This is a genomic window from Amycolatopsis sp. NPDC051716 (assembly GCF_040681595.1).
Taxonomy (GTDB): Bacteria; Actinomycetota; Actinomycetes; order Mycobacteriales; family Pseudonocardiaceae; genus Amycolatopsis.
In genome coordinates this window covers 78,454-94,914 of the sequence record NZ_JBFAZA010000032.1, presented here as the reverse complement: position 1 = coordinate 94,914, position 16,461 = coordinate 78,454, and the positions used below count along the sequence as shown (strand labels likewise).

Genomic DNA, 16,461 nt, shown 5'->3' with positions numbered 1-16,461 from the left:
TTGGTTGCGTTCAACGCACCCAAGGCGGCCTTCGGTGCGTTCAACGCACCGAAGGCCACATTGGGGCGCTCTTCCCGGACGTCAAACAACTTGCGACGCGCGACACTAGCCGCGGCCGATGAAGGGCATGGTCGTCGCGGTGATGGTGAGGAACTGGACGTTGGCGTCGAGCGGCAGCCCGGCCATGTACCGCACGGCGCCGGCCACGTGCCGGACGTCGAAGGTCGGCTCGGCGACGACCCGGCCGTCGGCCTGCGGGATGCCGGCGGCCATCCGCTCGGTCATTTCGGTGGCGGCGTTGCCGATGTCGATCTGCCCGCAGGCGACGTCCCAGGCCCGGCCGTCCAGCGAAATCGACCGGGTCAGCCCGGTGACGGCGTGCTTCGTCGCGGTGTAGGCGACGCTGCCGGGCCGCGGCGCGTGGGCGGAGATCGAGCCGTTGTTGACGATCCGGCCGCCACGCGGGTCCTGGTCCTTCATCAGCCGCACGGCTTGGCGGGCGCAGAGGAACATCCCGGTGAGGTTGACGTCGACGGTCCGCTTCCAGTCCTCGACGGACAAGTCGGCGACGGTCCCGCCTGCGGAGATCCCGGCGTTGTTGAACAGGAGGTCGAGCCGCCCCCACCGGTCCCGCACGGCCGCGAAGAGCGCCTCGACGGCTTGCTCGTCGGAAACGTCGGTGGGCACCGCGAGCGCGTTCTCGAAGCCCGAGGCCGTTTCCTCGAGGGCGGAAGCGCGCCGCCCGGCCAGCGCGACCCGGTAGCCGTCTTCCAGGAGTGCCCGGGCCACGGCCCGCCCGATGCCCGACCCCGCTCCGGTGACGACCGCCGTTTTCGCCATCCCGCCTCCTAGACTGCGCGCATGGGACTTCGCGAGAGCTTCCGAGCCGGGCTCGCCCGGCAACTCGGCCACCCTAGCGGCCTGCGGGGCCGGATCGTCGGCGCGATGCTCAACCGCCGCAACCGGACGGCGGTGGTGCGGGCGGTCGCCGCGCTGGAGGTGGCCGGCGGGGAAACCGCGCTCGACATCGGCTTCGGCGGCGGCCTCGGCCTCGCGCTGCTGCTGGACAAGGCCGGCGTGGTGCACGGCGTGGACATCTCGGCGACCATGCTCGACCGGGCGCGGGGAGCCTTCCGCGGGGAGATCGCGGCCGGGCGCCTGGTGCTCAGTGCGGGCTCGATGACCGCGCTGCCGCTCGGCGACGGTTCGGTCGACGCGGTGGTCTCGACGAACACGGTCTACTTCATCGACGATCTCGCAGGCGCGTTCGCCGAGGTGGCCCGGGTCCTCCGGCCGGGTGGGCGGTTCGTGCTGGGCATCGGTGACCCGGACCTGATGAGCCGCGCGCCGATGCTCACCGACAACGGCTTCCGCATCCGGCCGGTGGCCGAGCTCGAGTCCGCGCTGGACGGCGCGGGGCTGCCCCTGCGGAACCACGAGCGGGTCGCCCACCGCGGCCTCGGCTTCCACCTGCTCGTGTCCGGGAAATGACGAGCGGGGCCCGGCGCGCGCCGGACCCCGCTCGGAAGGAACCTTACTTCGCCGCCACGCCCAGCGCGGCGAGCGCCGGGCCGGCCATGATCACGCCGTTGCCCGTCACCGTGTCGAAGCCGGGCGCGCCCAGGTCGATCGACGAGGACACCAGGGCCGTGCGGATGTCGGCCGGCGTCGCCGTGGGCTTGCCCGACAGCAGCAGGGCCGCGATGGCCGCCGCGTGCGGGGCCGCCGCCGACGTCCCGAAGAACGGCTGGAAGCCCGTCACCGAGGTCGCGACGCCGTCGGCCGCGGTGATGTCCGGCTTGGCGCGGACCGTGCCGCCGGTCGAGGACACGTTGCCCGGGGTGATCGCCGTGCCGTTGGCGGTGTAGAACACCCGACGCTGGCCGTCCGAAGAGAACCGCTCCCACTTGCTCGACGCCGTGTACAGGCCGGGGTACGGGCCGGCCGGGTTGGCCGGGTCACCGGTTTCGAGGGGCCGGGTGAACGCGCCCGCCGCCGGCGCCGCCGCCACGCTGAACGCGTTGACCGCGGCCGAGTGGCCGTTCGTGACGCCGTTGGTGCTGAACGCCTTGAGTGAACCCGAAGCCGTGAACCGGCCGCGGATCACGTTCAGCGCGATGAAGCGGTCGGCGCCGCTGTACTTGACCACCGCGACCTTGTAGCCGGAGCCGGTGGTGGGCACGGACGCGATCTCGTACGGGTTCTGCGAACCGGACTGCGCGTTCTCGCTGGAGGCCACGACGCTGCCCGCGGAGTTCAGGATGAACAGGTCGTAGTCGTTGGCGGACTTGCCCCACGGGTCGGACCAGAACAGTGTCACCGGCTTGCCGAGCGAGCCCGCCGAGAGCGCGTCGAAGTTCTGCGTGGTGCTGCTCGGGTCGAAGTCGTGCGGGGTGCCGGTGACGCCGCTGATCTTCGACGACGAGGCGCGGAAGTCGCCTTCGTAGTAGCCGCTGGTGCCGTCGGTGGCGTTGCCCGAGTTGCCGGCCGAGGAGAAGTAGAGCGTGCCGGCCGCGGTCACGTCGTTGACCGCCTGCGCGACCTGCGTGTCCTGGAACGGCGATTCGTCGAAGTAGGAGACGTCGTCGACGATGATCTGGCAGTTGCCGGTGCTGCGCAGGGCGCGGATGTTCGCGGCGAAGCTCGCTTCGCTGGTGAACGCGGTCGCGAAACCGAGGGTCGCGTCCGGCGCGAGGTCGTGGATGATCTCGAGCATCGCGGTGCCCTCGTCGCCGCTGCCCTGCTGGCCGGACAGGACGTCCACCGCGGGCAGCTCGCCGGCGGCCTGCGACTTCGCCAGGGAGTCGACGCCGTCGGAGAGCACGCAGACCTTCACCCCGGAGCCGCTGACGCCGTAGGTGGTGCGGGCGGTGTCGGCGCCGTGCGCCTTGTCCCCTTCGGAGACCTGCGTCGCGGCGGCGGCCTGCGCGGCGGCGGTTCGTGCGGCCGTGCTGAAGTCGCGGTTGCCCGGCTCGCTCCAGGTGGTGGCCTGGGCGGCGGGCTTCACTTCGGCGACGTCGGCCCGGCCGGCGATCGCGTCGAGGGCGGACAGCGGCAGGTCGGCGCGGACGGCCCCGTCCGGCGAGACGGAGCGGACCGCGCCACCCGCCGCCGTGACGGCGTTCGCGACGGCCTTCCCGTGCGCGGCGATGTCGACCGAGACGGTGCCGGCGTTGCTGACGCCGACGCCGGAGCGGTACTCGGGCAGCTTCGCGGCCAGCGACCGGTCGGCCCGCAACCGCTTCTCGACGACCAGCTGGCTCGATTGCTTGCGCTCGGCGGGGCTCAGGCTCTTCTTGATGCTCTGCAGTGCGCTGATGCCCGCTTCGGTGCGCGCGGCCGCTGCGTCCACCGTGGACGGCTGCGCCGCCGAGACCCCCGTCGTCAGCAGCAGCGCGCCGACCGTCAGCGGAACCGCGTGCGCGGCTGCCCGGCTGAATCTCACCATCGATGTCTCCCTGTAGTACTCGGCCACTCGACCGAATGACACCCGACCGGGTGTAATGGGGAGAATCTAAGGAGTGACCGAGCCGGATTCCAGCGACCAAAGTCGGGAAGGCCCTCCGGTCCACATCCTGGAACGAGTCCGGGCCGCTCAAGAAAACGTGAGAACTATTTTTCCGCGGCCGTGCCCGGTTTCGATTTCCCGGTGCGCGGCCGCGGCCTCGGCGTACGGGTAGGTCCGGCGCACGAGGAACCGCAAGTCGCCCTTGGCGTAGAGCGCCGCCAGCTCGGCGAGCCGCGCGGCCGAGCGCCCGGACTTCGCGACGAGCACACCGAGTCCGGCGGCCCGGCCGTGCTCGACGAGGGTGAGGATCCGATCCCGCGCCTTCACCAGTTCGAGTGAGACGTCGAGCGCTTCCCCCGCCGGCCCCGTCGAGCACGACGTCGATGCCCCGCGGCGCGGCGGCCACAATGCGCTCCTTCACCCCTTCGCCGTAGACGACGGGGGTCGCACCCAGCTCGCGCAGGTAGTTTTGGTTGACCGCGCTCGCGGTGCCGACCACCCGCGCGCCCCGCAGTTTCGCGAGCTGCACGGCGGCGGTGCCGACCGCCCCGGCGGCCCCGTGGATGAGCAGCGTCTCCCCTTCGCGCGGGTTCAGCATTTCCAGCGCGAAGGAGGCGGTCTGCATCCCGGCGCTGAACCCGCCGGCGACCTCCCACGACATTTCCGGCGGCTTCGGCGTGACATCGCTGACGGGCACGACGACGTACTCGGCGGCGGCCCGCACGGCGGTGAAGCCGAGAACTTCGGTACCGGCCTCGAGTTCGCCCTCGTCCACGACGCCGGCGAACTCGTTCCCGGGCACGCGCGGCCAGGAGAGCGCCAGCCCGGGCGGTTCCCACCCACCCCGCACGGCGGCATCGTAGGGCTGCACCCCGGCGGCCTTGACCCGAACGCGAACCTCCCCCGGCCCGGCGTGCGGCTCCGGCAGGTCGAGGACGCGGAGCACTTCGGGGCCGCCGAATTCGGTGAACGCCACAGCTTTCACGAGCGTCAGTCTGATACTTCGAGTTACCTCGAGGTCAAGACGGTCAGTTCCGGCCACCCGGCCGACCACCGGGCGGCTTTCCGTTCGTAGACCGCCCGCGGCGCGAGCACCGGGTTCGGCCGGACGACCATGGCGAAGAGGTCGTCGAGCCCGTGCGGCGCGTGGAAGTGCCACGAGCCATCGCGCGCGAGCCGCACCCCGACGCAAGAGCAGACGGCCGGGAAGGCGTCGATCGCCGCCTCGGTGCTCGCGAAGGGCGGGCAGGGCGTGCCGAACTTCGCTTCGTACCAGAGGTGCACGCGGGCTTCGTTGCGCACTTCGACGTCGGCCGGCAGGTCTTCGCACGCGGCGGCGACCGACCGGATGACGCGGTCCTCCGCTTCCCAGCTCAGGTCCGCGGCGTCGTGGTAGAACAGGTCGTAGTCCCGGATGCCGTGCGTCGCTTCCCGGCCGGTCAAGACGTTCCACACGGTCTGCGCGACGCACCCGGCGGTGAGGTACCAGCCCGGCAGGTCGAACCCGCGCGCCCGCCGCAGCAGTTCGACGAGGGTTTCGTTGCGGGACAGGACGTTCCGCAGCCGGTCGAGGTCCGTCATCCCGTCATCGTAGGCTGGCGGCATGGGCCAGATCGAGATCGTCCGCGCCGCGCCGGGCCAGGCCGGCACTCTGACCGCGCTGATGCACGCTTCTTCCGCCTACCAAGGCGACTACGCGTCCATCCTGGCCGGGTACGCGGTCACGCCCGAGTACGTCGAGGCCCACCCGACCTTCACCGCCACGAGGGACGGCGAAATCTTGGGCTTCTACACGCTCTTGGCCGCCGAACTCGACCTGCTCTTCGCCGCCGACCAGGCGCAGGGGCTCGGCATCGGCGCCCGCCTGATCGAGCACATGCTCGCCGAAGCCCGCGAGCGCGGGCTGGACAGCGTGCGCGTGGTGTCGCACCCGCCCGCCTTGGCGTTCTACGTCCGGATGGGCGCGCGGCGCACCGGCACGATCCCGGCGAACCCGCCGAAGGTCCGCTGGGACCGGCCGGAGCTCCGCTTCGACGTCCCTACAGGTTGATCATGTGGCCGGCGAGGCCGTGCACCGCTTCCTTCACCGCTTCGCCCAGCGTCGGGTGGGCGTGGACGTTCCGCGCCACCTCGTGCACCGTCAGGTCCCACTGCTGGGCCAGTGTCAGCTCCGGCAGCAGCTCCGTCACGTCCGGGCCGATCAGGTGCCCGCCGATCAGTTCCCCATGGCGAGCGTCGCTGATCAGCTTCACGAAGCCGCCCGGATCGCCCAGGCCCTGGGCCTTGCCGTTGGCCGTGAAGGGGAACTTCGCCACCTGGACGTCGAAGCCCTTCTCGCGGGCCTGCTCCTCCGTCCAGCCGAAGCTGGCGATCTGGGGCTGGCAGTACGTCGCGCGCGGGATCATCGGGAAGTCGAGTTCCATCGTCTCCGCGCCCGCGATCGTCTCCGCCGCCACCACGCCCATCGACTCCGACGCGTGCGCCAGCATCAGCTTCGCCGTCACGTCGCCGATCGCGAAGATGTGCTCGACGTTCGTGCGGCCGCGGCCGTCCACGGCGATCGCGCCGCGGTCGGTCAGGGCCACCCCCGTCTTGTCCAGGCCGTAGCCCTCCACGCGCGGCTGGAAGCCGATCGCCTGCATGACCTTGTCGGCCTCGAGGACCTGCTCGCCGTTCTTCTCCGAGGACACCGTCACCCGCACGGACGAGCCCGAGTCGTCGATCGACTCGACGCGGGTCGACGTCAGCACCTTGATGCCGAGCTTGCGGTACCGGCGCGCCAGCTCCGCCGACACCTCGGCGTCCTCCAGCGGCACCATCCGGTCCAGGAACTCGACGATCGTGACGTCGACGCCGTAGTTGTGCAGCACGTAGGCGAATTCGACGCCGATCGCGCCCGCGCCGGCGATCACGATGCTCGAGGGCAGCTCGCTCGACAGGATCTGCTCTTCGTAGGTCACCACGCGCTCGCTGCGCGAAGTCCCCGGCAGCAGCCGCGTGGTCGCGCCGGTCGCGATGACGCAGTGGCCGAACGTGATCCGCTCGCCGTTCACCTCGAGGGTGTGGTCGTCGAGGAAGGTGCCGTGCCCGTCGAACTCGGTGATCTTGTTCTTCTTCATCAGGAAGTGCACGCCCTTGACGCGCCCGTCGGCGACCTTCCGGCTCCGCTCGTAGGCGGCCGTGTAGTCGACCTTGATCGGGCTGTCGGAGGAGATGCCGAACGCCTTCGCCTCCTGCGTCACCACGTGCGCCAGCTCGGCGTTGCGCAGCAGCGCCTTCGACGGGATGCACCCGACGTTCAGGCAGACGCCACCCCAGTACTTCTCCTCGACCACCGCGGCGCTCAGCCCCAGCTGGGACGCGCGGATCGCCGCGACGTAGCCGCCCACTCCGGCCCCCAGCACGACGACATCAAAGTGTTGTGCACTCATATCTCGAATCTACAGCGGCGCGAAGCGCATCCGTTGAGGGTGGCGGTGGGGAGGAAGGCGGAATACCCTTCCGGGCACTCTCCGGCGGGGTGACCCGGGCCTCAGGCGGCGACCAGTTCACACAGCGCGGCGACCACCTCGTCCGGCCGTTCTTCGGGCAGGAAGTGCCCGCAGTCCAGCACGTGCGTCCGCAGATCGGGCGCCCACGAGCCCCACACCGCCGCCGGATCGAAGGGCAGCTCGGCCACCGGACGCTGCCACAACGCGGCCACCGGCATCGAGAGCCGCCGCCCGGCCGCGCGGTCGGCCTCGTCGTGCGCCACGTCCACCGTCGCGCTCGCCCGATAGTCCGCGCACACCGCCGCGATCGCCTCCGGCGCCGAAGCCGCCTCGAGGTACGCCGCCCGGACCGGCGGCGGGATCGCCCGCGGATCCCGTGTCCAGGCGTCGAGGAAGTGCCCGAAGAACTCCGACGGCGCCGCGCCGAGCAGCCGCTCCGGCAGCGGTGGCGGGTGCGCGAGCAGGAACAGGTGGAACGCGAACACCCCGCCGGTGCCCGTCAGCGACGGCCACAGGTCCACGGCCGGGATGACGTCGAGCACCGCTAGGTGACTGACCGCCGAGGGGTGGTCGAGCGCCGCGCGGAACGCCACCAGCGCACCCCGGTCGTGCCCGGCCAGCGCGAACCGTTCGTGCCCCAGCGCGCGGGCCAGCGCGACGACGTCGGCGGCCATCCGCCGCTTCGAGTAGTCACCCGGCGGCTTGTCGCTGCCGCCGTAACCGCGCAGGTCGGGGCAGATCACCCGGTGGTCGCGCGCCAGCGACCCGGCCACGTGCCGCCAGGCGAGGTGGGTCTGCGGAAACCCGTGCAGCAGCACCACCGGCGGCCCGGCGCCGCCGTGCGCGACGCCGAGGCGCACGTCCCCGACGGGGACCCGCTCGAAGGAGAACCCGGAAATCGTCATGCGGGCAGGTTCTCACCCACCACCGACAGTTTTCAGGCGGCGACCGACGGCGTCTCGCCCCGGATCGACGCCAGCAGCTCGGTGATCGCGGCCATGATCCGGGCCGTGGCCTCCTCCAGCACCGCCCGAGTCAGTTCGCGGCCGACGAGGTCGGAGAGGTCGACCGGCGGCCCGGCGACCAGCTCGACGGTCTTGCGCGGCAGCCCGCGCGGCAGCTTCGCCGTCGACGGCAGCAGGTGGTGGGTCCCCCAGTTGGCCACCGGGATCACCGGCGCCCCGGTCTCCAGCGCCGCCCGGACCACCCCGGTCTTGCCGCGCATCGGCCAGCCGGCCGGGTCGTTCGAGAAGGTGCCTTCGGGGAAGATCGCGACGCACTCGCCCGCCCGGACGGATGCCACCAGGTCGCGGTAGGCCTCCGCGGCCGTCGCCGCGCCGCGGTAGACCGGGATGTGCCGTCCGGAGCGCATCACGCGGCCGACCACCGGCAGCTTCCACAGCGACGCCTTCGCCAGGTAACGCGGCACGCGGCCGGAGGCGAGGCAGAACGCCGTGAGCGTCGTCGGGTCGGCGAACGACAGGTGGTTCGACGCCACCAGCACCCCGCCGGACTTGGGGATGTGGTGCGAACCCCGGACGCGGAACCGGGTGGTCTGGACGAGGAACTGCCAGACCACCTCGATCGCGAAGCTGTACCAGGCGCCACGGCCGGCGCGGGCGAAGCGCCGGCCGTAGGCGATCATCTGGCGCCGGGTGAGCAGCTCACCCTCGAGATCCAGCGCGGTCCAGTGGCCCATGGGTGTCATTCGTAGCCCACGAGCGGCCGGATCGGCCCGCGCCCGCGCCGAACGCGGCGCAGATCACAGCGAAAAACTTTCAGACCCGCTCGAGCACCACGACCGGGATCTCACGGTCCGTCTTCTTGGCGTACTCGTCGTAGTCCGGCCAGACGGCGGCGAGCTTTTCCCACAGCTTCGCGCGCTCCTCGCCGGAGGTCGTGCGCGCACGGGCCGTGAACTTGTCTGCCTTGACCTGGACGCCGACCTCGGGGTGCTCGACGAGGTTGAAGTACCAGCCGGGGTGGTTCGGCGCGCCGCCCTTGGAGGCCACGATCACCGGGTTGCCGTCGACTTCCTGGTAGATGAGGGCGAACTTGCGCTCCTGCCCGGTCTTGCGGCCCTTGGTGGTCAAGACCAGTGTCGGGACGCCTTCCTTCCACTCGTGGCCGACCTCGCCGTCGGTCTCCTCGTAGCGGCGGACGTGCTCGTCACCGAACAGCATGCGTGGTTCCTTTCGCGTCGATCGGCAGTGGCGGGCTCACCACTTGAAGGTTCTCCTTGTTGCCAACACACGCGACACGCGCGATCTTCCCGTGAGTTTCACTCGTTCGGGTGAGGTCCCCCGAGCAGCGGCTTCTCGGGACACACCCCCCTCCCAGTAGATTGCACCGACCGAGCACGCGGAGACACTCGAGACCGACCTTGGAGGAGCCAGCCATGAAGGCCCGGCCGCACGTGACACTGGAAGACGTGGCACGCAGCGCGAACGTCTCGCTCGCGACGGCGTCGCGGGTGCTCAACGGCACCGCGTCCGTCCGCGCCGACCTGCGGGAGCGGGTGTCCGCCGCCGCGGCCGAGCTGGCCTACGCCCCCAACGCGCACGCCCAGGCCTTGGCCGGCGGCACCCACCGGACGGTCGGCGTGATCTGCCACGACGTCAGCGACCCGTACTTCGCGGCCATCGCGGGCGGGGTGATGCGGGTGGCCACCGACAACGGGCTGCTCGTCATGCTCGCCGGCACGTTCCGCGACCCGGACCGCGAGGTCGCCTACGTCTCGACGCTGCGCGCGCAGCGGGCCGCGGCGATCCTGCTCATCGGCTCGGCGTTCGAGGACCGGGCGTGGGAACGCGCGATGGCGGCCGAACTGGAGCCCTACCGCCGCGGCGGCGGCCAGGTCGCGGCGGTCAGCCGGCACCGCGGGCTCAAGATCGACACCGTGCAGCCGGACAACAAGGGCGGCGCCGCGGCACTGGCGAAGGAACTGGTCGGCCTCGGCCACAAGCGGTTCGCCGTGCTGGCCGGGCCGCGGCGGCTGAGCACCGTGATCGACCGGCTGGCCGGCTTCTCCGGCGAGCTCGCCGCGCACGGCATCGAACTGCGCGAAGACGACGTCGTCGAGGCCGCGTTCAGCCGCGACGGCGGCTACGAGGCGACGAAGCGGCTGCTCGCCGGCCGCAAGCGCAAGCTGCCGACCTGCCTGTTCGCCGTCACCGACGTGATGGCGATCGGCGCGCTGACGGCGTTGCGCGAGGAAGGCGTGTCCGTGCCCGGCGACATCTCGGTGGCCGGCTTCGACGACATCCCGGTGGTCCGCGACCTGGCCCCGGCGCTGACCACGGTCCGGCTGCCGCTGGAAGAGCTCGGCGAACGCGCGATGGACATGGCGATCAAGGGCTCCGCGGGCACCCGGCCGCGGACGGTCCGGCTGTCCGGCGAAGTCGTCCTGCGCGAAAGCACCGGACGCCCGAAGCGCTGACCCCACCGGGCCTTGTCGCGGCGCGGCACAGGCCCTACCGTGGGTCGAGAAAGCGCTTTCTGACCCTTCCGGAGGTCCTCGATGCTCGTGCTCCCGGCCCCCGGCGGCGAGCTGCTGAACTGGTCGCCGTCCGGGCCACGGCCGCCCGCGCCCCCGCAGACACCACAGCCGCCGCCGGCGTCGCGCATCGCCTACGCCGCCGCGCACGTCGTCGCGGACGCGCTGGCCGACGAGCCCTACGCCGTGGACTGGGACACGACGCTGGCCTTCCGCGAGCACCTCTGGTCGTGCGGGCTGGGCGTCGCGGAGGCGATGGACACCGCGCAGCGCGGGATGGGCCTCGACTGGGCGACGACGCGGGAGCTGGTGTCCCGCACCGGCGCGGTCGCGGCCGGGCGGCGCTGGTGCGCCGGGGTCGGCACCGACCAGCTGCCGCCGGGACCGGCCACCGTGTCGTCCATTGTGGACGCCTGGCGCGAGCAGCTCGGCCTGGTCTCCGGCGCGGGCGCGATCCCGGTCGTGATGGCCAGCCGCGCGCTGGCCGCCGCCGCCCAGAGCCCGGACGACTACCACGCGGCGTACGGGAAGCTCCTTTCCGAGGCGGGCGGCCCGGTCCTGCTGCACTGGCTGGGCGAGCAGTTCGACCCGGCGCTGGCCGGCTACTGGGGCCACGACGACGTCCGCGCCGCCGCCCGCGAGCTGGCGTCGCTCTGCGCCGAGCACGCCGCCACGATCGCCGGGGTGAAGGTCTCGGTGCTCGACGCCGAGATCGAGATCGAGTTCCGCCGGGCCCTCCCGGACGGCGTCGCCTGCTACACCGGCGACGACTTCAACTACCCCGAGCTGATCGCCGGTGACGCGGAAGGCCACAGCGAAGCCCTGCTCGGCATCTTCGACCCGATCGCCCCGGTGGCCGCGGCGGGGCTGCGTCGTCTGGACGACGGCGACCAAGCCGGGTTCCGCGCCCTGCTCGACCCCACCGTGCCGCTGGCCCGCGAGATCTTCCGCGCGCCGACCCGGCACTACAAGACGGGCGTGGTGTTCCTGGCCCACCTCAACGGCCACCAGGACCACTTCCGGATGATCGCGGGCCAGGAATCCGCGCGCACGATCACCCACCTGGCGACGCTGCTGCGCCTGGCCGACGAGGCCGGCGTGCTGGCCGACCCGGAGCTGGCCGAGGCCCGGATGCGGCCGCTGCTGCAGGTCGCGGGGGTGGTGTGATGGACCCCCGGCTGAGCCTCAACCAGATCACCACGAAGTCCTGGTCGCTGCCCGAGGCGGTGGCCGGCTGCGCCGAGGCGGGCGTCGGCTGGATCGGGCTGTGGCGCGACAAGGTCGCCGAGACCGGTGTCGACGAGACCGCGCGGCTGCTCAAGGAGCACGGGGTGCGGGTTTCGTCGTTGTGCCGCGGCGGGTTCTTCACCGGCGTGACGCCGGAGGGGTCCCCTGTGGACGGTGTGGCGCAGACCCGCGAGGCGATCGACGAAGCCGCCGCGCTCGGCGCCGACGTGCTCGTGCTGGTCGTGGGCGGGATCGCGGGCAACGACCTCGCCGCGTCCCGGCAGCGGGTCGCCGACGCGGTGGGCTCGCTGGCGCCGTACGCCGGGGAGCGCGGGGTCCGGCTGGGGCTGGAGCCGCTGCACCCGATGCAGTGCGCGGAGCGATCGGTGCTGTCCACTGTGGACCAGGCGCTGGCGATCGCGCTCGAGCACCCCGTTGACCAGGTCGGGGTGGTCGTGGACGAGTTCCACGTCTGGTGGGACCCGCGGATCGAGGAGTCGATCGCCGCGGCCGCCGGGCGGATCGCCGGGTTCCACGTGTGCGACATCCTGGTGCCGCTCCCGGACCCGCTGCTGGGCCGCGCCCTGCCCGGCAACGGCCCGATCGACCACCGCCACCTGCGCGCGGCGGTGGAGGCCGCGGGCTACACCGGGCCGATCGAGGTCGAGGTGTTCAACGCGGATCTGTGGGCCCAGCCGGGTGGAGACGTGCTCGCCGCGACCATTGCGGCGTTCGAGCGGCACGTCGCCTGACCCATCCCCGCGGCGAACAGCCGAGTCGACGCGCGCGACGCCCTCGCGCCCCGGCCCGCCACTGAGCCACGGCCAGCGACCACCGCCCCGGCCAACGCGGACCTGCGGAGCCCAGCCGGGAGCCGACTTGCGCGCCGCGACCATTGCGGCGTTCGAGCGACACGTGACCTAATTCGGTCCGCCTGGCGGTACTCTGGGTCCACCAGGCGGACGGGGTCGCTCATGAAGGCAGAAGAAGACGGATCGGTCCGGAGCGTGCTCCGCGCGTTCGACCTGCTCGCCCTCTTCACCGAACACCGCCGGACCTGGGCGGTCAAGGACCTCACGACGGCCAGCGGCCTGGCGAAGACGACCGTGCTGCGGCTGGTCGCCACCTGCGAACAGCGCGGCCTGCTCTGGACCCGGCCGGACGGGCGGATCACCGTCGGGCCCGGGATGCTGCGGTGGGCGCAGCTGGCGAACACGGCGTGGCAGCTGCCCGAGCCGGTCCGCCAGGTGCTGCGGGAGCTGGCGCGGGAATGCCGGGAGACGGTGAACCTCTACGTGCGCAGCACCGCCGTGCTCGTCTGCGTGGCCCAGCAGGAGGGACCGCTGGCCATCCGGCACGTCGGCCGCGTCGGGGATGAGCTGCCGCTCGGCTTCGGGGCCGCCGGGCGCGTTCTCGACGGTGCCGAGGGCGCCGCGGTCAGTCACGGGGAGCCGGAGCCGGGCGCCTCCAGCGTCGCCGCGCCGGTGCACGACGGCGACGGGCGGCTGCTGGCGGCCCTCGCGATCACCGGGCCCAGCAGCCGGTTCGGGCCCGGTGAAGTCGCCGCGTTCACCGAGGCTCTTGCTGCCGCTTCGGTGCGGATATCGCAGATCGGCCTCGCGACGCGGGCGGAATAGGCCACAGCCGTCCGGAATCCCGGGTGCGGTTGGTTAGGCTTCCGGCATGCCGAACCTGCTGGTGGTGGAAGACGACGCGGCGATCGGCAGCGTGCTCGAATCGACCCTGCGACTGCACGGTCACCAGGTGTGCTGGCGCCGCGACGGGCGGACCGCCCTGCAAGCCGCCGAACCCGGCGATTTCGACCTCGTGCTGCTCGATCTCGGGCTGCCCGACCTGGACGGCGTCGAGGTCTGCCGCCGGCTGCGGGCCGCGCTGCCCGCCGCGGTGCTGGTCATCCTCACCGCGCGGCAGGAGGAAATGGACGTCGTCGTCGGGCTCGACGCCGGGGCCGACGACTACCTCACCAAGCCGATCCGGCTGGGCGAACTGCTCGCCCGGGTGCGGGCGCACCTGCGGCGCGGCGCACCGGCCGGGGCGCGGCCCCCGGTGACCATCGCCGGGCTGACCGTCGACATCGCCGGCCGCCGCGCCATCCTGGGCGGGCGTGAAGTGGTGCTGCGGGCCAAGGAGTTCGACCTGCTCGCCCGGCTCGCCGAGCAGCCCGGCGTCGCGGTCAGCCGGGAGACGCTGATGTCCGAGGTCTGGGACGCGCACTGGTACGGCTCGACGAAGACGCTGGACGTGCACATCGCGGCGGTGCGCCGCAAGCTCTCGGCGGCCGCCGGGCCCGACGACCAGGTGCCGCGGATCGCCACCCTGCGCGGGCACGGCTACCGGCTGGAAGACCCGGCGCGCACCGCCGCCGAAGGGTAGCCGTGCGCCGCCGGATCATTTCGCTCACGGTGCTGGCCGCCGTGGTCTCGACCGTGCTGTTCGCGCTGCCGCTGGGCATCGCCGCGACGCGGTACTACCACGACGACGTCACCACCGAGCTGGAACGGGCCGCGGACACGGTCGCGCTCGCGGTGTCCCATGCGCTGGACGCCGGGCTGCCGCCCGAGGTGCCCCGGCACGGCGACGGGGACGGCGACGACGCCGACACCGAGGTGGGGGTCTACGGCCCGGACGGGCGGCTGATCGCCGGGCACGGCCCGGCGATCGCCGGCCCGATCGAGCAGCAGGCGGCGAGCGCCACGATGGACGTCGTCACCGGAAGCGAAGGCGACGATCTGGTGCTGGCCGTGCCGGTGCTCAGCGGGTCCAAGGTGACCGGGGTCGTCCGGTCCGCGATGCCGTCGTCCACGCTGACCGTGCGGATCGCGCTCACCTGGCACGCCATGGCCCTGCTGGCGGCGGGGGCGATCGGAGCGAGCTGGCTGCTGGCCCGGCGGTTCACGAAGCGGCTCGTCCGGCCCCTGGAGGAGCTGGCCGCCGCGGCCGGGCGGCTCGGCGACGGCGACTTCACCGTCCGGTCGCCGCGCGCGGGCATCCCCGAGATCGACCAGGTCGGCGAGACGCTGGACGCGACCGCGACCCGGATCGGCGAAACGCTGGAACGCGAGCGCGCGTTCTCCGCGGAGGCGTCACACCAGCTGCGCACCCCGCTGACCGGGCTGCGCCTGCAGCTCGAAGCCGCACTGGAGACCCCGGCCGCCGACCCGTACGCGGCGATCCGCGCCGGCATCGCCTCGGCCGACCGGCTGGAACGCACCATCGAAGACCTCCTGGCGCTGGGCCGGGAACGCCGAGGACAACGCGCCGAGCTGAACCTCGGCCGGCTCCTCGACGAGCTCCGGCAGACGGGCGAAGCCCTGCTCGGGCCGCGGGGACGGAGTCTGCGGATCCTCCGCGAGGACCCGCCGCCGACGCACGCGTCGGCCGCGGCCGTCCGGCAGGTGCTCGGCGTGCTGCTGGACAACGCGGCGACGCACGGGCGCGGCACGGTCACGGTGCTGGCCCGCGACGTCGGGGACGCGCTCGCCATCGACGTCGCCGACGAAGGCCCGGACCTCGGCGAGACGGACCCGTTCGCGACCACGCCCACCGGCCACGGCATCGGCCTGCGCCTGGCCCGCGGCCTCGCCGAAGCCGAAGGCGGCCGCCTCCGGCTGAGCCGCCCGGACCCGCCCACGTTCACCCTCCTCCTACCCGCCGCCCCGGCGTGACCTGATGGTCAACTCACGTGATTGGAGGGTCAACTCGCGTGATTGGAGGGTCGACACGACGGCCGGGCCGTGTCGACCCGTCAATCACGCGCGTCGACCCCTCAATCACGGGTGATGGCTCGGGAATCACATCGGGAAGGTGGTCCGGAAGGCCTTCGAGAGGGGTTCGAGGTCGGCGATGAGGTGGGCGAGGTCGGTGGGGGTCAGGGCGTTGTAGGGGGCTTCCGCGAGCCGGTCGGTCAGGGCTTCGACGCGGGCCTTCGTGGCCCGGCCGGCCTCGGTGAGCCAGCCGTCGGTGCCGACGAGGCCGCGGGCGCGCATGCCGTCGATGACCGCGTCCAGCTGCGCGGCGGGGAGGTGCCAGACCCGGCCGAAGTCCTTCGGGGGCAGGTCGACGGACAGGGCGTGGAGCACGTGGGCCTCCGTCCCGCCGATGCCCTCGGCCACCAGCGCGACGGTGTGGCCGTCGCCGCGGTGCTCGCGCAGCAGGGTCGCCGCGTGCCAGAGCCGGGCCACCGGCTCCTCCGGTACCGGGAGCGCGCGCAAGGCGGCGTAGAGGGGGCGGCCCTCGACCGGTGCGCTGGTCGCCGCCTTCAGCAGGAGGTCGCCGGCGCGGGCGACGCCGGGGTCGTCGGCGAGGGCGCCGAGGATCCGCCGCATCCCCGCGACGCAGCCCCGCTCGCGGGCGGACAGCGCCGCCTCGGGCGTGGTCAGCTCCCAGACCCGCGGGAGGTGCCGGGCCACCTCGCCGGGAGCGAAGTTGTAGAAGATCGCGTGGACCACCTCGGCCGGCACCCCACGCCCGAGCGGCGCGGCCCGGCCGGCGAAGTAGGCGTCCCACACGTTGCGCAGGCCGAGCGCCAGCAGGGCCTCGTCGGACTCGTCGGCGAAGTAGGGCACCAGGCCGATCGGCTCGACCAGGTCGTACATGCGGCGCGCGACGGGCTCGGACATCTTCATCCCCTGTGGTTCGTGGCGGCGCCCTCGTGGCGGCCGCTCACCCCCTCCACGAACGGCTCACGCCGGATCCGACACCCAGGCTTGACCAAATTT

18 protein-coding genes and 1 pseudogene are annotated in these 16,461 nt (G+C 72.7%); 9 read left to right on the top strand and 10 right to left on the bottom strand.

The genetic code is table 11. The features are described from left to right. Window positions 1–105 precede the first annotated feature (105 nt). Window positions 106–840 (bottom strand): SDR family oxidoreductase, encoded by a 735-nt coding sequence (locus AB0M30_RS34970; RefSeq protein WP_364592898.1) that lies wholly within the window; start codon window positions 838–840, stop codon window positions 106–108. 21 nt (window positions 841–861) lie between these two features. On the opposite strand from AB0M30_RS34970, the gene AB0M30_RS34965 reads away from it, so the two are divergent. Continuing rightward, window positions 862–1,491 (top strand): class I SAM-dependent methyltransferase, encoded by a 630-nt coding sequence (locus AB0M30_RS34965; RefSeq protein ID WP_364592895.1) that lies wholly within the window; start codon window positions 862–864, stop codon window positions 1,489–1,491. A 43-nt stretch (window positions 1,492–1,534) separates the two neighbouring features. On the opposite strand, the gene AB0M30_RS34960 is transcribed toward AB0M30_RS34965, so the two are convergent. From AB0M30_RS34960 to AB0M30_RS34950, 3 genes and pseudogenes are all read right to left on the bottom strand, one after another. Continuing rightward, window positions 1,535–3,448 carry a S8 family serine peptidase gene (locus AB0M30_RS34960; RefSeq protein ID WP_364592892.1) on the bottom strand — a complete coding sequence of 638 codons (1,914 nt, stop codon included), beginning with the start codon at window positions 3,446–3,448 and terminating at the stop codon, window positions 1,535–1,537. A gap of 147 nt (window positions 3,449–3,595) precedes the next feature. Next, window positions 3,596–3,916: a zinc-binding dehydrogenase gene (locus AB0M30_RS34955; protein ID WP_364592889.1), complete on the bottom strand. Its 321-nt coding sequence runs from the start codon at window positions 3,914–3,916 to the stop codon at window positions 3,596–3,598. Window positions 3,917–3,920: 4 nt separating this feature from the next. Further along, window positions 3,921–4,007, bottom strand: a pseudogene (locus AB0M30_RS34950) (hypothetical protein); the annotation flags it as partial. On the opposite strand from AB0M30_RS34950, the gene AB0M30_RS34945 reads away from it, so the two are divergent. Then, complete coding sequence (locus tag AB0M30_RS34945) at window positions 3,982–4,371, top strand: hypothetical protein (RefSeq protein ID WP_364592886.1); 390 nt, start codon at window positions 3,982–3,984, stop codon at window positions 4,369–4,371. The pseudogene AB0M30_RS34950 and the gene AB0M30_RS34945 sit on opposite strands and share 26 nt — an antisense overlap. Window positions 4,372–4,516: 145 nt before the next feature. Here AB0M30_RS34945 and AB0M30_RS34940 read toward each other — a convergent pair whose 3' ends face one another. Further along, window positions 4,517–5,089, bottom strand: a complete 573-nt coding sequence (locus tag AB0M30_RS34940) for a nucleotidyltransferase family protein (RefSeq protein WP_364592883.1) — start codon at window positions 5,087–5,089, stop codon at window positions 4,517–4,519. A 22-nt stretch (window positions 5,090–5,111) separates the two neighbouring features. Between AB0M30_RS34940 and AB0M30_RS34935 the strand changes: the two genes are divergently transcribed. Next, entirely contained in the window at window positions 5,112–5,558 is a 447-nt protein-coding gene (locus tag AB0M30_RS34935) for a GNAT family N-acetyltransferase (RefSeq protein ID WP_364592880.1), read from the top strand. Here the strand turns inward: AB0M30_RS34935 and lpdA are convergent. From lpdA to AB0M30_RS34915, 4 genes are all read right to left on the bottom strand, one after another. After that, window positions 5,548–6,939: a dihydrolipoyl dehydrogenase gene (gene lpdA, locus AB0M30_RS34930; RefSeq protein WP_364592877.1), complete on the bottom strand. Its 1,392-nt coding sequence runs from the start codon at window positions 6,937–6,939 to the stop codon at window positions 5,548–5,550. The genes AB0M30_RS34935 and lpdA overlap by 11 nt on opposite strands. Before the next feature lie 101 nt (window positions 6,940–7,040). After that, the gene (locus tag AB0M30_RS34925) at window positions 7,041–7,904 is read right to left on the bottom strand and encodes an alpha/beta hydrolase (RefSeq protein WP_364592875.1); all 864 of its coding nucleotides are present in this window, start codon (window positions 7,902–7,904) and stop codon (window positions 7,041–7,043) included. 32 nt (window positions 7,905–7,936) lie between these two features. Then, window positions 7,937–8,698 carry a lysophospholipid acyltransferase family protein gene (locus tag AB0M30_RS34920; protein WP_364592872.1) on the bottom strand — a complete coding sequence of 254 codons (762 nt, stop codon included), beginning with the start codon at window positions 8,696–8,698 and terminating at the stop codon, window positions 7,937–7,939. A 79-nt stretch (window positions 8,699–8,777) separates the two neighbouring features. Beyond that, complete coding sequence (locus tag AB0M30_RS34915; RefSeq protein ID WP_364592869.1) at window positions 8,778–9,182, bottom strand: nitroreductase family deazaflavin-dependent oxidoreductase; 405 nt, start codon at window positions 9,180–9,182, stop codon at window positions 8,778–8,780. 215 nt (window positions 9,183–9,397) lie between these two features. On the opposite strand from AB0M30_RS34915, the gene AB0M30_RS34910 reads away from it, so the two are divergent. The 6 genes from AB0M30_RS34910 (at window position 9,398) to AB0M30_RS34885 (ending at window position 15,408) form a co-directional block, all read left to right on the top strand. Beyond that, the gene (locus AB0M30_RS34910) at window positions 9,398–10,438 is read left to right on the top strand and encodes a LacI family DNA-binding transcriptional regulator (RefSeq protein WP_103337538.1); all 1,041 of its coding nucleotides are present in this window, start codon (window positions 9,398–9,400) and stop codon (window positions 10,436–10,438) included. Between the two features lie 81 nt (window positions 10,439–10,519). Continuing rightward, a complete protein-coding gene (locus AB0M30_RS34905) occupies window positions 10,520–11,662 on the top strand; it encodes a dihydrodipicolinate synthase family protein (RefSeq protein WP_364592866.1) in 1,143 nt (380 codons plus the stop codon). Beyond that, the gene (locus AB0M30_RS34900) at window positions 11,662–12,474 is read left to right on the top strand and encodes a sugar phosphate isomerase/epimerase family protein (RefSeq protein WP_364592863.1); all 813 of its coding nucleotides are present in this window, start codon (window positions 11,662–11,664) and stop codon (window positions 12,472–12,474) included. The genes AB0M30_RS34905 and AB0M30_RS34900 overlap by 1 nt, the downstream gene beginning before the upstream one ends. A gap of 222 nt (window positions 12,475–12,696) precedes the next feature. Further along, window positions 12,697–13,359, top strand: coding sequence for an IclR family transcriptional regulator (locus AB0M30_RS34895; protein WP_360174895.1), 663 nt, complete (start codon window positions 12,697–12,699; stop codon window positions 13,357–13,359). A gap of 46 nt (window positions 13,360–13,405) precedes the next feature. Next, a complete protein-coding gene (locus tag AB0M30_RS34890) occupies window positions 13,406–14,116 on the top strand; it encodes a response regulator transcription factor (protein WP_364592859.1) in 711 nt (236 codons plus the stop codon). 2 nt (window positions 14,117–14,118) lie between these two features. After that, entirely contained in the window at window positions 14,119–15,408 is a 1,290-nt protein-coding gene (locus tag AB0M30_RS34885) for a HAMP domain-containing sensor histidine kinase (RefSeq protein ID WP_364592856.1), read from the top strand. 126 nt (window positions 15,409–15,534) lie between these two features. Here AB0M30_RS34885 and AB0M30_RS34880 read toward each other — a convergent pair whose 3' ends face one another. Beyond that, window positions 15,535–16,368 (bottom strand): MarR family transcriptional regulator, encoded by an 834-nt coding sequence (locus AB0M30_RS34880; protein ID WP_364592853.1) that lies wholly within the window; start codon window positions 16,366–16,368, stop codon window positions 15,535–15,537. Between the last annotated feature and the right edge of the window lie 93 nt (window positions 16,369–16,461).